Source organism: Pseudomonas sp. NPDC098740, assembly GCF_044760065.1.
In the GTDB taxonomy this organism is placed as follows: domain Bacteria; phylum Pseudomonadota; class Gammaproteobacteria; order Pseudomonadales; family Pseudomonadaceae; genus Aquipseudomonas; species Aquipseudomonas rossensis.
Genome location: NZ_JBIWAM010000004.1, coordinates 65,431 through 79,056, shown reverse-complemented (window position 1 = coordinate 79,056; position 13,626 = coordinate 65,431). Strand labels below are relative to the sequence as shown.

General features: G+C 60.3%; 14 protein-coding genes. 10 read left to right on the top strand and 4 right to left on the bottom strand.

Annotated features, from left to right (window positions below; translation table 11 throughout):
* Window positions 1–73 precede the first annotated feature (73 nt).
* A complete protein-coding gene (locus tag ACIQU2_RS06450; RefSeq protein ID WP_347804311.1) occupies window positions 74–478 on the top strand; it encodes a MerR family transcriptional regulator in 405 nt (134 codons plus the stop codon).
* Here ACIQU2_RS06450 and ACIQU2_RS06445 read toward each other — a convergent pair.
* Window positions 468–2,018, bottom strand: a complete 1,551-nt coding sequence (locus tag ACIQU2_RS06445) for an MFS transporter (RefSeq protein ID WP_403139475.1) — start codon at window positions 2,016–2,018, stop codon at window positions 468–470. The genes ACIQU2_RS06450 and ACIQU2_RS06445 overlap by 11 nt on opposite strands.
* 103 nt (window positions 2,019–2,121) lie before the next feature.
* Here ACIQU2_RS06445 and ACIQU2_RS06440 point away from each other — a divergent pair, with 103 nt between their 5' ends.
* A complete protein-coding gene (locus ACIQU2_RS06440; protein WP_347804313.1) occupies window positions 2,122–2,988 on the top strand; it encodes a LysR substrate-binding domain-containing protein in 867 nt (288 codons plus the stop codon).
* 123 nt (window positions 2,989–3,111) lie between these two features.
* On the opposite strand, the gene ACIQU2_RS06435 is transcribed toward ACIQU2_RS06440, so the two are convergent.
* Window positions 3,112–3,555: a thioredoxin family protein gene (locus ACIQU2_RS06435; protein ID WP_403139473.1), complete on the bottom strand. Its 444-nt coding sequence runs from the start codon at window positions 3,553–3,555 to the stop codon at window positions 3,112–3,114.
* A gap of 343 nt (window positions 3,556–3,898) precedes the next feature.
* Here ACIQU2_RS06435 and ACIQU2_RS06430 point away from each other — a divergent pair, with 343 nt between their 5' ends.
* The 8 genes from ACIQU2_RS06430 (at window position 3,899) to ACIQU2_RS06395 (ending at window position 10,600) form a co-directional block, all read left to right on the top strand.
* Window positions 3,899–4,747 (top strand): transporter substrate-binding domain-containing protein, encoded by an 849-nt coding sequence (locus ACIQU2_RS06430; RefSeq protein WP_403139471.1) that lies wholly within the window; start codon window positions 3,899–3,901, stop codon window positions 4,745–4,747.
* Window positions 4,748–4,799: 52 nt separating this feature from the next.
* Window positions 4,800–5,462 carry an amino acid ABC transporter permease gene (locus ACIQU2_RS06425; protein ID WP_008033038.1) on the top strand — a complete coding sequence of 221 codons (663 nt, stop codon included), beginning with the start codon at window positions 4,800–4,802 and terminating at the stop codon, window positions 5,460–5,462.
* Window positions 5,463–5,471: 9 nt separating this feature from the next.
* Window positions 5,472–6,134 (top strand): amino acid ABC transporter permease, encoded by a 663-nt coding sequence (locus tag ACIQU2_RS06420; protein WP_347804317.1) that lies wholly within the window; start codon window positions 5,472–5,474, stop codon window positions 6,132–6,134.
* A complete protein-coding gene (locus ACIQU2_RS06415; RefSeq protein ID WP_347804318.1) occupies window positions 6,131–6,922 on the top strand; it encodes an amino acid ABC transporter ATP-binding protein in 792 nt (263 codons plus the stop codon). Before ACIQU2_RS06420 ends, ACIQU2_RS06415 begins: the two co-directional genes overlap by 4 nt.
* 44 nt (window positions 6,923–6,966) lie before the next feature.
* Window positions 6,967–7,356 carry a RidA family protein gene (locus tag ACIQU2_RS06410; protein ID WP_403139467.1) on the top strand — a complete coding sequence of 130 codons (390 nt, stop codon included), beginning with the start codon at window positions 6,967–6,969 and terminating at the stop codon, window positions 7,354–7,356.
* A 146-nt stretch (window positions 7,357–7,502) separates the two neighbouring features.
* A complete protein-coding gene (locus ACIQU2_RS06405; protein ID WP_403139466.1) occupies window positions 7,503–8,267 on the top strand; it encodes an IclR family transcriptional regulator in 765 nt (254 codons plus the stop codon).
* A 39-nt stretch (window positions 8,268–8,306) separates the two neighbouring features.
* Complete coding sequence (locus ACIQU2_RS06400; protein ID WP_403139463.1) at window positions 8,307–9,524, top strand: amino acid deaminase; 1,218 nt, start codon at window positions 8,307–8,309, stop codon at window positions 9,522–9,524.
* Between the two features lie 140 nt (window positions 9,525–9,664).
* Entirely contained in the window at window positions 9,665–10,600 is a 936-nt protein-coding gene (locus tag ACIQU2_RS06395; RefSeq protein ID WP_403139461.1) for a sugar kinase, read from the top strand.
* Window positions 10,601–10,727: 127 nt separating this feature from the next.
* Here the strand turns inward: ACIQU2_RS06395 and ACIQU2_RS06390 are convergent, their stop codons facing one another.
* Together ACIQU2_RS06390 and ACIQU2_RS06385 are read right to left on the bottom strand one after the other, a co-directional pair.
* Window positions 10,728–11,003 (bottom strand): peptidylprolyl isomerase, encoded by a 276-nt coding sequence (locus tag ACIQU2_RS06390; protein ID WP_007898282.1) that lies wholly within the window; start codon window positions 11,001–11,003, stop codon window positions 10,728–10,730.
* Window positions 11,004–11,068: 65 nt separating this feature from the next.
* On the bottom strand, window positions 11,069–13,606 hold the full coding sequence (locus ACIQU2_RS06385; RefSeq protein ID WP_403139460.1) for a PAS domain S-box protein: 2,538 nt from the start codon (window positions 13,604–13,606) through the stop codon (window positions 11,069–11,071).
* Between the last annotated feature and the right edge of the window lie 20 nt (window positions 13,607–13,626).

Below are 13,626 nucleotides of genomic sequence, written 5' to 3'. Positions count from 1 at the left end.
GACTCCTCATCAGTGAAGAGTAGAGGCTAAGCTTAAAGTCAACTTTAATGTCAAGCAGGTAAATGAGGTCGTGATGAAGATTGGTGAATTGGCGCAATTGAGCGGGTTGAACGCGTCGCGCATTCGGTTTTACGAGGCTCAGGGTTTGATTCGGCAGGTGGAACGCCGGGCCAACGGTTACCGGCATTATCCCGACCAAGCGTTGCAAACCCTGAAAATCATCCTTTGCGCCCAGCAGGCCGGGTTCAGCCTGGAAGAGTTGAAACAGTTATTGCCGGACAGCGCGACCGGTGAGTTCAAGCAAGACGAATTGCTGGCGGGTCTTACGCGCAAAGTCGAACAGATCGAAGAGATGCAGCTGCACTTGGCGCAGAGCAAGGCGCAGCTGTTGGAGGTGATCGACAACATTCAGTCGCGGCCCGAGGGCATGGGCTGCGAAGCGAATGCCCAGCGGGTATTGGCGTCGTTCAAGCCTTAGCGCCGAGGGTTGCAGCCGAGGGGGCGGGGATCGGATTGCGCATCAGCGTGCCCACCACCAGCGCTCCCAGTAGTGCCAATAACCCCGCGACCCACAACAGCAGACTGAAGCCACCGACGAAGGCTTGGCGGGCCAACGGTTCGACCACGGTGCGCGCGGTTTCCGGTAACAGGCCCATCGCCGCCGTCATGTCACCGGCCACCACCCGCGAGGCGATCCCCTGGGTTTGGCCGAGCCATTGCACGCCATGCTCCGACAGACTGGTGCGCAACAACAGCTCGGTATGACTGGATAACAACGCCCCGAACACGCCGATGGCCAGCACGATTGCGCTGAAGCGCATGGTGGTGCTCATGCCTGAAGCCATGCCAGTGCGCTCCCGTGGCACGCAGGCCATGATGTTCTTTTGCGTATCGCCGTTGAGCAGCCCGGCACCGGCGCCCGTCACCGCAATCGCCAGGGCGAAGGGCAGGTAACCGCCGCTGCTGACCGCCCAGGCACTGAGCAGATTGCCGCTGCCGACCAGGGTCAAACCGGCGGCCATCAATGTGGCGGGGGCAAACCGACGCGCCAGACGTACGCCGATGCGTGGGCAAATCAGCATGGTCAGGGCAAACGGCAACATCCCCAGACCTGAAGCGATGGCCGAGAAACCCAGGCCGTTTTGCAGGTAGAACGGCAGCAGGGTCATCATCACCTGGGCGCAACCGGCGTAGGCAAACATGCCCAATAGCGCGCCGATGAAACGCGGATGCTTGAACAGTTGCAGATCGACCATCGGCCGCCGCTGCATCCGTTCAATCACCACGAACAGCCCCAGCAACAGAGCGCCGCTGATGAGTCGAGCGTAGGTCAGCGGGTTGCTCCAGCCGATCCGGTTCGCCTCGATCAGGCCCCAGATCAGGCACAGCAAACTCGCGCTGAACGCCAGGCTGCCCCAGGGATCCAGGCGTGCGGACTGAGTGTCGCGGGACTCCGGCACGGCGCGCCAGACCATCACCATCAGGAACAATCCGACGGGCAGGTTAAGGTAGAAAATCCAGCGCCAGCCCATGTATTCGGTGATCAACCCGCCGACCGTCGGCGCGGCGGTCATCGCCACCCCCATGCACGCGCCCCAGAACGCCCAGGCCTTGGCCCGTTCCACTTCATCGTGAAAGGTGTGGCCGATGGAGGCGAGGGCCGAGGTCAGCAGCAAAGCCGCGCCGACACCCTTGATCGCCCGGGCGATGTCGAGAAACAACGCATCGGGCGCGGCACCGCAACCGATGGACGCGAGGATGAAAATGCCCAGCCCGCAGAGCAAGGTTTTCTGCCGGCCGAAGCGGTCGGCGATGCTGCCAGCCGGCAACAAAAGGGCCGCGAAGGCCAGCATGTAAGCGCTGACCACCCATTCGATGTCGGCAAAGTTTGCGCCCAGGTCCCGGGCGATCGTGGGCAGGGTCACGGCGACGATGTTGGTGTCGAGGACGATCAGCGAGCAGACGCCTGAGGCTGTGAGTAATGTCAGGCTCGGGCTCACCTTGGGTTTGACGGGCATGGCGGCGTTTCTCTACTGTGAAAGACAATGCAGCTTATCGTCGGTTGATGCTTCCCTTGTTAGGCACGCCTGTTCACTTCATTACCTTTGAGCTAACGCAACGATGGACATACGGCATTTCCGCTATTTTCTGGCCGTCGCCCGGCAAGGCAACTTCACCCGCGCCGCCGAACAACTCGGTATCGCACCGCCGACCTTGACTCGACAGATCCAGGACATGGAGAACGAACTCGGCACGCGATTGTTCGTGCGCCAAACACGTGAAGTCAGCCTGACCGAGGCGGGCGCAGCGCTGGTGATCGAGGCCGAGGCAACGGTGCGGCAATTTGAATATGCTCAGTACAACGCCCAGCGTGCCGGGCGCGGGGATATTGGCCATATCGAACTGGGTTACGTGGCTTCGGCGGTGTATTCGGGCTTGCTGCAGAAACAGGTGCAAGCCTTCAGTCGCGAGTGTCCTGACGTCAGCCTGAACGTACGGGAAAGTCCCATGGCGTCATTGCCGGTGATGGTGGTCGAGGGGCGTTTCGACATTGGCTATGTCCGCTCACCCATGACCCTGCCTGAAGACCTGGAAGCCATTCGCCTGGACGCAGAAGGTTTTGTGCTGGCGGTGTCGACCGAGTCCTGGCTGTGCCGATTGCCAGAGATTGGCCCGGAACATTTGCAGAACGAGACGTTCATCCTGCCGGAGCAAATCAGCGGCACCTTGCAAGTCGCCGCCGAGGGTGGATTTGCGCCGAAACTGGGGGCGCAACCGGGCGGGCTGGTGGCGGTCATTGCGTTGGTGTCGTTGGGGCAGGGCGTTGCAGTTGTGCCCGAATCAGTGGTTGGCCATGTGGGTTTGCCCGGCGTGTTGTACCGGGCAATTAAAGGTTGCGAGGCGAGTTCGTGGTTGTCGTTGATTTATCGTCGATTCGAGAAGTCCGCGGCGGTAGGCCGGTATATCGAACAGGTCAAAAATCGCTAAGCGCAAAAGATTCGCGAGCAGGCTCGCTCCCACAATTGACCGAGTTACCCAAACCAACACGGTCATCTGTGGGAGCGAGCCTGCTCGCGAAAGCGATCTTTCAAACACTGAAAATGACACGGATTAACAGCAAACCCGCCGATTCAACTGCTGAGTTGCGCGACGCACAGTGCACATCCTTCGCAGGGTCTGGCGCAACCACGCCAGATCGTGAACCGGTTTACGCTTCACCGTTGCCGGTTTCACCTTGCCGATGTGCCTGGCGAAGTCTTCCTGCAGGGTTTGCTCAGTGCCGATTCCCTTGAGCTTTTTCAGCAACTTCCCCTCCTTGTAAAACAGCACGGTCGGAGTGCCGGTGACATCCGGGTGGCGGGGGGATTCGCTGGTGTTCAGCATGTAGATCTGCGCGTGATGCCGATACGGCTCAGCGATCTGGCGAAACACCGGTCCGGCCATTTCGCAGGCGGGGCAGTGTTGACTGCCGAAGTACAGGATCACCGGGCGCCAGGTTTTCAGGGCCTTGCGGTAGACCGGGGCCAGCGCTTTGCGAGCGATTTTCGAGCTCATTGAAATCTCCTTTTTCACAGTGCATCGGGTGCCTGTTGACGGTAAAGGAATCAGCCGCGATGAGTCTACTGTCAGAAATTACAGGTAGAGCGCTGCTTCATTTTGAATCGCTACCCTTCAAATGTGGTGCAAGTACCCGTGCGTTGTGGCCATCGGTAGCGGTACTCGACGTGTGCATTGGGTAACAGAGTGACCTGTGCTGTGCCCATCTTATTGATTCACCTGGTTTTTCAATCTCCCCAACATTCCGCCCACATCCTGTGGCACACTTTCTGCTGTCTATTCCGTTGTTACATACCAATATCCGGTATAGCGGAATAAACATCACCCTGGAGTGCTTGCCATGCATCGCCGACCTTCCTTGTTTAAAGCGTGTATTTTTCTTGTCGCAGCTTCAGCTGCTGCCATGGGCGTGGTCCAGGCGGCGGACGGCAAGCTCGATAGCGTGCTGGCCCGCGGGAAACTGATTGTTGGCACGGGCAGTACCAATGCGCCGTGGCACTTCCAGGGAGCGGATGGCAAGTTGCAGGGTTTTGATATCGATATCGCGCGGATGGTGGCCAAAGGGTTGTTCAACGACCCAAGCAAAGTCGAGTTCGTGGTGCAGTCGTCCGATGCGCGGATTCCCAGCCTGCTGACCGACAAAGTCGACATGAGCTGTCAGTTCATCACCGTGACTGCCAGCCGTGCCCAGCAAGTGGCGTTCACGCTGCCGTACTACCGCGAAGGTGTCGGCCTGCTGTTGCCGGCCAACAGCAAGTACAAGGAAATCGAAGACCTGAAAGCCGCCGGCGACAGCGTGACCGTGGCGGTGCTGCAGAACGTGTACGCCGAAGAACTGGTGCATCAGGCGTTGCCCAAGGCCAAGGTCGATCAGTACGACAGCGTGGACCTGATGTATCAGGCGGTGAACTCCGGCCGTGCCGACGCCGCTGCGACCGATCAGTCGTCGGTGAAATACCTGATGGTGCAGAACCAGGGGCGCTATCGCAGCCCGGCTTATGCCTGGAGCCCGCAAACCTACGCGTGCGCAGTCAAGCGCGGCGATCAGGACTGGCTGAACTTCGTCAACACCGCCTTGCATGAAGCCATGACCGGTGTTGAATTCCCGACCTACGCGGCCTCCTTCAAGCAGTGGTTCGGTGTCGATCTCCCGACTCCAGCCATCGGTTTCCCCGTCGAATTCAAATGATCCCGTGAGAGCGGGGCGGTCATAAATCGCCCCGTTCAAGGTACCGCTGACCATGAACTATCAGTTGAATTTTGCCGCCGTGTGGCGCGATTTCGACACCTTGCTGGCGGGGCTCGGTCTGGGTCTTGAGTTGGCGCTGGTGTCGATCGCCATCGGTTGCGTGATCGGCCTGATGATGGCGTTTGCTTTGCTGTCAAAGCACCGCGCATTGCGTGTGATGGCGTCGGTGTATGTGACGGTGATCCGTAACACGCCGATTCTGGTGTTGATTCTGTTGATCTACTTTGCCTTGCCCAGTCTGGGCATTCGTCTGGACAAGATCCCGTCGTTCATCATCACCCTGTCGCTGTATGCCGGGGCCTATCTGACCGAAGTGTTCCGCGGTGGTCTGTTGAGCATTCCCAAAGGCCAGCGCGAAGCGGGGTTGGCGATCGGTTTGGGCGAGTGGCAGGTCAAGGCGTACGTCACCGTGCCGGTGATGCTGCGAAATGTGCTGCCGGCCTTGTCGAACAACTTCATTTCGCTGTTCAAGGACACCTCGCTGGCCGCGGCGATTGCCGTGCCGGAGCTGACCTATTACGCGCGCAAGATCAATGTCGAGAGCTACCGGGTGATTGAAACCTGGCTGGTGACCACAGCGCTCTATGTGGCGGCCTGTTACCTCATTGCCATGATGCTGCGTTACCTCGAGCAGCGTCTGGCGATTCGCCGATAGGAGGCCCACATGTACGAATCCCCCAGTTGGTTGCATGAGTTATGGGTTGCCCGTGAAGTGCTGTGGCAAGGCTTTTTGACCAGCGTGCAGGTCTCGGCCCTGGCGATTTTGTTGGGCACGATGGTCGGCATCGTCGCGGGTCTGGTGCTGACCTACGGCAAGTTCTGGATGCGCGCGCCGTTTCGGTTTTACGTCGACATCATTCGCGGCACGCCGGTGTTTGTCCTGGTGCTGGCCTGCTTCTACATGGCGCCCGCACTAGGTTGGCAGATCAGTGCCTTTCAGGCCGGTGCGTTGGGGCTGACGCTGTTTTGCGGCTCCCATGTCGCCGAGATTGTTCGCGGCGCGATGCAAGCGCTGCCCAGCGGTCAGATGGAAGCGAGCAAGGCCATCGGCCTGACGTTTTATCAAGCACTCGGTTACGTGTTGTTGCCTCAGGCGTTGCGGCAGATCTTGCCGACCTGGGTCAACTCGTCCACCGAGATCGTCAAGGCCTCCACGCTGCTGTCGGTGATCGGTGTGGCTGAATTGTTGCTCAGCACGCAGCAAATCATCGCCCGGACCTTCATGACCCTCGAGTTTTACCTGTTCGCCGGATTTCTGTTTTTCGTCATCAACTACGCCATCGAATTACTCGGCCGGCACATTGAAAAGCGGGTGGCCTTGCCATGACTCAACCTTCCAACACTCAAAACGCTCAGGCCCTGCTGGACATCCGCGGCCTGCACAAACAATACGGCCAGCTCGAAGTGCTCAAGGGCGTTGACCTGACGATGCAGCGCGGCAACGTCGTCACGCTGATCGGTTCCAGCGGCTCGGGCAAGACCACGCTGCTGCGGTGCGTGAACATGCTCGAAGAGTTCCAGGGCGGGCAGATCATGCTCGATGGCGAGTCCATCGGTTATGACGAGGTCAACGGCAAGCGCGTGCGGCACCCGGAAAAAGTCATCGCCCGGCATCGGGCCATGACCGGCATGGCGTTCCAGCAGTTCAACCTGTTTCCGCACCTCACGGCGTTGCAGAACGTCACCCTCGGTTTGCTCAAGGTCAAAAAGCTGCACAAGGATGAAGCGGTGGCCCTGGCGGAAAAATGGCTGGAGCGGGTCGGCTTGCTGGAGCGGCGCGATCACTTCCCCGGTCAGTTGTCCGGCGGTCAGCAGCAGCGTGTGGCGATTGCCCGGGCGATTGCGATGAACCCGAGCTTGATGCTGTTCGACGAAGTCACTTCAGCCCTCGACCCGGAACTGGTGGGCGAAGTGCTGAGTGTGATCAAAGGCCTGGCCGAGGACGGCATGACCATGCTGCTGGTGACCCACGAAATGCGTTTCGCTTTCGAGGTCTCGGACAAGATCGTCTTCATGAATCAGGGGCGGATCGAAGAGCAGGGGCCACCCAAGGAACTGTTCGAACGCCCGCAATCACCGCGCCTGGCGGAATTTCTCAAGAACACGCGGTTCTGATTTTATTCAAAAGAATTTTCACTTTTCAATCAGGAGAAACACTCATGAGCATTACTCGTTACGGCACCGGCAGCACCGCCGGTGGCGGCCAGCCCCGTCCTTTCGCCCGCGCCGTTGAAGCCGATGGCTGGCTGCACGTGTCCGGCCAGGTGCCGGCGCTGGACGGCGAGATCATTGCGGGCGGCATCGTCGAGCAGACTCACCAGACCATGAAGAACCTGATCGCCATTCTCGAAGAAGCCGGCTATGGTCTCGAAGACGTGGTGCGCGCCGGCGTGTGGTTGGAAGATCCGCGGGATTTCTGGAGTTTCAACAAGGTGTTTTCCGAGTACTTCAAAAGCGAACATGCACCGGCGCGGGCCTGCGTGCAGGCGAACATGATGGTCGATTGCAAGGTTGAGATTGACTGCATCGCGTACAAGAAAAAGGCCTGAACCGAGGCGCGCCCATCGCGGGCAAGCCACGCTCCCACAGGGAAACGCATTCTAATGTGGGAGCGTGGCTTGCCCGCGATGGCGGCCGAACGGTCAACATCGCACTCTGATTAAACTCCCCGGCGACTTTGAATGGGAACACAGACATGACCGAAGACACCATCAAGCGCCGGGCTCGCGGTCTGGATCGGGCGTTCGATATCCTCGATTTCCTCAAGGAAGTCGGCAAGCCCCTGCGCCCGAACGAAATCGCCAGCGGCATCGGCAGCCCGAAATCCACGGTCTACGAATTGGTCGCCTCCTTGCTGGACCGGCGGATTCTCGAGCCCGTGGGTAAGGACGGTCACGTCTACCTCGGCCGTCAGCTGTACTTCCTCGGGCAGGCGCACTTGCGCCATTTCGACCTGACCCGCGAGGCCGATCACGCCTTGCAGGAGATCGTCAGCCAGACCCGCGAAACCGCGCAGATGTGCCTGCTCAACGGGCGCAAGTACACCGTGGCATTGATGAAAGAGGGCGAGCGGCATTTCCGCATTTCCTCGGACATAGGCGAGAACGCACCGATTCCCTGGACCGCTTCCGGGCGCCTGCTGCTGGCACACTTGAGCGACCAGGAAATCGTCGACCTGATTGACCACGATGATTTCATCCTGCCCAACGGTGAATGCCTGCCGCTTGAACAGTTTCTCGGTGAAATCCGTCAGGCCGCTATCGACGGCTTCTTCTCTTTCGATAGCGTTGCGGACACCTTTACCCATTGCTTCGCCGCCCCGGTGAAAGACCCGAACGGCGTGGCCATTGCGACCCTGTGCATTGTCGCCCCACGGGCCGATGCCAAGAACAATTACAACGAATACCGCCGGGTGCTGATCGACAGCGCCAACAGCCTGGCCCGTCGCATCAACGAATAACAGCGGCTGCCTGCGGCCGCGAATGTGAGGAGTTCGACCATGTTTTCTGCCAAAAATACTGCCACTGTGGAAAAGGGCTTTGCCCACACAGGTGCCAACCTGGTACGCGACGTCAGCCTGCCTGCATTGGTGCTGCACCGCGAAGCGCTGGAACACAACATTCGCTGGATGCAGACCTTTGTCAGCAACAGCGGTGCCGAACTCGCCCCCCACGGCAAAACCAGCATGACCCCGGCGCTGTTTCGCCGCCAGCTGGACGCCGGTGCCTGGGGCATCACCCTGGCCAGCGCCACGCAAACCCGCGCGGCTTACGCCCATGGCGTGCATCGGGTGCTGATGGCCAACCAATTGGTCGGTACGCCGAACATGGCGTTGATCGCCGATCTGCTGACGGACCCTGCTTTCGACTTCCATTGCATGGTCGATCACCCGGACAACGTCGCTGACCTCGGCGCGTATTTCGCCTCCCGCGGTGTGCGCTTGAACGTGATGATCGAGTACGGCGTGGTCGGCGGTCGTTGCGGTTGCCGCACGGAAGACGAAGTGGTCGCGCTGGCCAAAGCCATTGCTGCACAACCGGCCCTGGCGCTGACCGGGATCGAAGGATACGAAGGGGTGATTCACGGCGATCACGCGGTGAGCGGCATCCGTGCGTTCGCTGATTCTTTGGTGCGCCTGGCCGTGCAATTGCAGGACAGCGGCGCGTTCGCCATTCCCAAGCCGATCATTACTGCGTCGGGTTCGGCCTGGTACGACCTGATCGCTGAATCCTTCGAAGCGCAGAACGCCGGCGGGCGTTTCCTCAGCGTGCTGCGTCCCGGCAGCTACGTAGCTCACGACCATGGCATCTATAAAGAAGCGCAATGCTGTGTGCTCGACCGCCGCAGCGACCTGCACGAAGGTCTGCGCCCGGCGCTGGAAGTCTGGGCTCACGTGCAGTCGTTGCCGGAACCGGGCTTTGCGGTGATCGCCCTGGGTAAACGCGACGTGGCCTACGACGCCGGGTTGCCGGTGCCGCTGTTGCGTTACAAGGCGGGCGTGGTGCCGGCGACGGGCGACGACGTCAGCGCCTGCAAGGTGACGGCAGTGATGGACCAGCATGCGTTCATGACCGTGGCGCCGGGGGTTGAGTTGCGGGTGGGCGACATTATTTCCTTTGGTACCTCGCACCCATGCCTGACGTTCGACAAGTGGCGTATCGGGTGTCTGGTGGATGAGCAACTGAACGTCATCGAAACCATGGAAACCTGTTTCTAAGGCTCCAGACCGCGGCGCGGCCATCGCGAGCAAGCTCGCTCCCACATGGGATCTTCAGTGTTCACACAATCCCTGTGGGAGCGAGCTTGCTCGCGATGGCGGCCGACCAGACAACACAGAAACACCAGAGACCCCACAACATGAACACCATCAGCACCCTCGGCCCCAACACCCCGCGCATCGCCCTGATCGGCGAGTGCATGATCGAATTGCAGCAACGCGCCGACGGCAGCCTGCAACAGAGTTTCGGTGGCGATACCTTGAACACGGCGGTCTACCTGTCCCGGGAGTTGGGCGAGGGCGGCACGGTGGATTACGTCACCGCCCTGGGCGACGATAGTTTTAGCGATGCCATGTGCCAGAGTTGGGCCGACGAAAACATCGGGCTCGATATGGTCCAGCGCTTGCCCGGCCGATTGCCCGGCTTGTATTGCATCCAGACTGACGCCGTCGGCGAACGGCGTTTTCTCTACTGGCGCAATGAAGCGGCAGTCCGCGATTGTTTCACCACCCTGGCCGCCGCGCCGATCCTGGCGGCACTGCCGGATTACGATGTGCTGTATTTCAGTGGCATCACCCTGGCGGTGCTCGGCGTGCAAGGTCGGGAGAAGTTACTGGAAACCCTGGTCGAAGCCCGGCAGCGGGATGCGCGGATCGTGTTCGACAACAATTACCGGCCACGGTTGTGGGCGTCGATCGAGGACGCACGGGCCGCCTATCGCAGCGTTCTGCCCTATGTCGACCTGGCATTGCTGACTGTCGATGACGAGCAGGCGCTGTTTCATTTTTCCGATTGCGAGGCGGTATTTGCCGCTTACGAGCAGATTGGCACGCCTGAGGTGGTACTCAAGCGTGGCGCCGAGGCGTGTCTGATTCGTTGTGATGGAGAGTCGTTTGAAGTGCCGGCGCAGGTGGTCGAGCGGGTGGTGGACACCACGGCGGCGGGGGATTCATTTAGCGCAGCGTATTTGGCCAGTCGGCTCAAGGGCGGTAGCCCGGTTGAGGCGGCTGAAGCGGGGCATCGGCTGGCGAGCCGGGTGATTCAGGTGCCCGGCGCACTGATCCCCAAAGATTAAAACGCAATCCCCTGTAGGAGCTGCCGAAGGCTGCGATCTTTTGATCTTGCTCCTTTCGGGACCGCTGAAAATCAAGATCAAAAGATCGCAGCCTTCGGCTGCTCCTACATAGGGCCTTTCAAGCCCCTCAATCCCGGTAAAACACCTGCACCAGGTGATACCCAAACTTGCTCTTGATCGGCCCGTGCACAACCCGCAACGGTTTTTTGAAAATCACGGCATCGATGACTCCGACCATCTGCCCGGGCCGCACTTCACCCAGGTCGCCGCCGCGCTTGCCGGACGGGCAGGTGGAATACTTCTTGGCCAGCACATCGAAGGCTTCACCCTTGGCGATGCGTTGTTTGAGCTGTTCGGCTTCTTCCGAGGTTTTCACCAGAATATGGCGGGCTTGAGCTTTCATGGGCAGTACCTTGCAACGGTGGTGGCTATGTTGGTGACAGCGGGGGGGCGCGATTATGCCTTAACTCAGTCCGGTTGACCGATCATCGCGCGAATCTTGTTGGCCAACAGGTCAATGGAAAAGGGCTTGGCCACCATGTCCATGCCTTCCTCCAGGAAGCCCTGGCGTTCGGCGGCTTTTTCCGCGTAACCGGTCATGAACAGCACTTTGAGTTCGGGGCGGTGCTGACGCGCAATCTCCGCCAACTGCCGACCGTTCATCCCCGGCAGCCCGACGTCGGTGACCAGCAAATCGACCCGCAGGTCGGATTCCAGCAGAGGCAGGGCAGTCTTCGCGTCTTCGGCTTCATGGGCGTGATAACCCAGCTCGTTGAGCAGGTCGAGCACCAGCATGCGCACCGCCGGATCGTCCTCCACCAACACCACGGTTTCACCGGCAATGGCGGCCGGCGCAGCACTCGTGACCGGCATCAGGGTATTGACCGGCTCGCAAACGTGTAGCCGCGGCAGGTACAGACGTACGCTGGTGCCTTGGCCCGGCAAGCTGAAAAGGCTGACATGCCCGCCCGACTGCTGGGCAAAACCATAGATCATCGACAGCCCGAGACCGGTGCCCTGGCCGATGGGTTTGGTGGTGAAGAACGGGTCGAAGGCCTTGGCCAGCACCGACGGTGTCATGCCGGTACCGTTGTCGCTGACGGCGATCATCAGATAATCCCCGGCCTTGACCGGTTCCAGGGTGTTGATGTCACTGCTGTCGAGGTAAACGTTGGCCGTTTCGATCCGCAACTCACCGCCATTGGGCATGGCGTCCCGGGCGTTGATCACCAGATTGAGCAGGGCGTTTTCCAGCTGGCTGACGTCGGTGCTGACCGGCCAGACGTCATCGGCCAGTTGCAGTTGGAGCTCGATGTGGTCGCCCTTGGTCCGGCTGAGCAGGTCTTCCAGGGAATGGATCAGATCATTGGCGTTGAGCGGCTTTCGATCCAGTGACTGTCGCCGGGAAAACGCCAGCAGGCGATGGGTCAGGGCGGCGGCACGGTTGGCCGAGGACACTGCCGCCTCGGTGAAACGGCCAACCTCGGCGGCGCGCCCATCGGCGATGTAGCGCTGCATCAAATCGAGGCTGCCGATGATCCCGGTGAGCATATTGTTGAAGTCATGGGCGATGCCGCCGGTGAGCTGGCCGAGCGCTTCCATCTTCTGCGCATGGCGCAGCGCCTCTTCGGCGCGCTCGCGTTCGAACATCTCGTTCTGCAATCGCTGGTTGGCTTCGGCCAATTGTTGGGTGCGGGCGGCGACTCGTTCTTCGAGCGTTTCGTTGAGATTGCGCAGGGCTTCTTCGGTCTGTTTGCGCTCGGTTTCGTCAATCACAAAGATATAGAAACCATTCACCGCACCATCCGCACCGTGGCGCGGCAAGTAGTTCATCAGGGCATGGCGGATGCTGCCGTCACGGTGCGGGGTGCGGATGCTGAAACAACAAGGCTTGCCGGACAGCGCCTGGGCGATGTACTCGGCGCGCAAGGCATAGGCTTCTTCACCCAGTACTTCACGGATGGTTTTGCCAAAGAGCTCCTGAGGCGTCAGCCCGTACCAGTCGAGGTAGGCCGCATTGTTCAGGCGAAAGCGTTCCTCGCTGTCCACGTAGCTGATCAGGATCGGCATGGCGTTAATGATCAGTTGCAGCTCGGTCTGACTTTGCCGCAAGGCTTGTTCGGTGTGTTTACGTTCGGTCAGGTCCAGGGCTGCTCCGAGGAAGCGGATCGGCCGGCCATGGTGGTCCTTGTAGCAACGACCCCGGGCAAACACCCAGCGCAGCTGACCGTCGGCCTGCAGTAGGCGATATTCCTCGGCGTACTCGGTGCCGTGGGTGATGGAGTGCTTGATGCTGCGGGTGACCATGGCGCGGTCTTCCGGGTGCACTCCCTGGAGGTAGGCGCTGATGGGCAACTGGCTGGCGAGCAGCGGGTCGATACCGTGTAACTGGGCGAAGTGGGTGTCGGCAATGAAGCGGTCTTCGTTTATGTCCCAGTCCCAGGTGCCGACGGCGTCGGTGGCCGCGAGGGCCAGTTGCAGACGCTCCTCGGTTTCGTGCTGGGCCTTGAGGCTGGCAGCGGAACGCTGCTCGAGCTCGAGGGCGATGCGTCGGCGTTCGTTGGTTTCGATGGCCGTGACCAGAATCCCGGCGACCTGGGCGCTTTCATCGCGGATGGGGCTGTAGGTCAGGTCCAGCCAGAAGTCGGAATCATGGCCATCGCGCTGTAAGGTGAAGCGTTGTTCGCTGTAGGTCCGCACCTGTCCTTGTAGGACGGCGCTGTAAATGGGGTCGGTAAAGTCTTTTAACTCTGGCCAGATCAGGTGCGTCGGCTGTCCGAATGCGTGTGGATGCTTGCTGCCGGCCAGCAGGGCAAAACCGTCGTTATAGATCTGCGTGAGCTGCGGACCCCACAGCAACAGCATGGGCATCGGCGAATGAATCACGATATCCACGGCGGTTCGCAGGCTTTGCGGCCAGGTACTGGCAGCGCCCAGCGGGCTTCGTCTCCAGTCCAGTCGGGCAATCAAGGCCTGGGCATCGCTGCCGGTCGGTGATGCGTTCATCAAGATGTCCTGCACTTAAG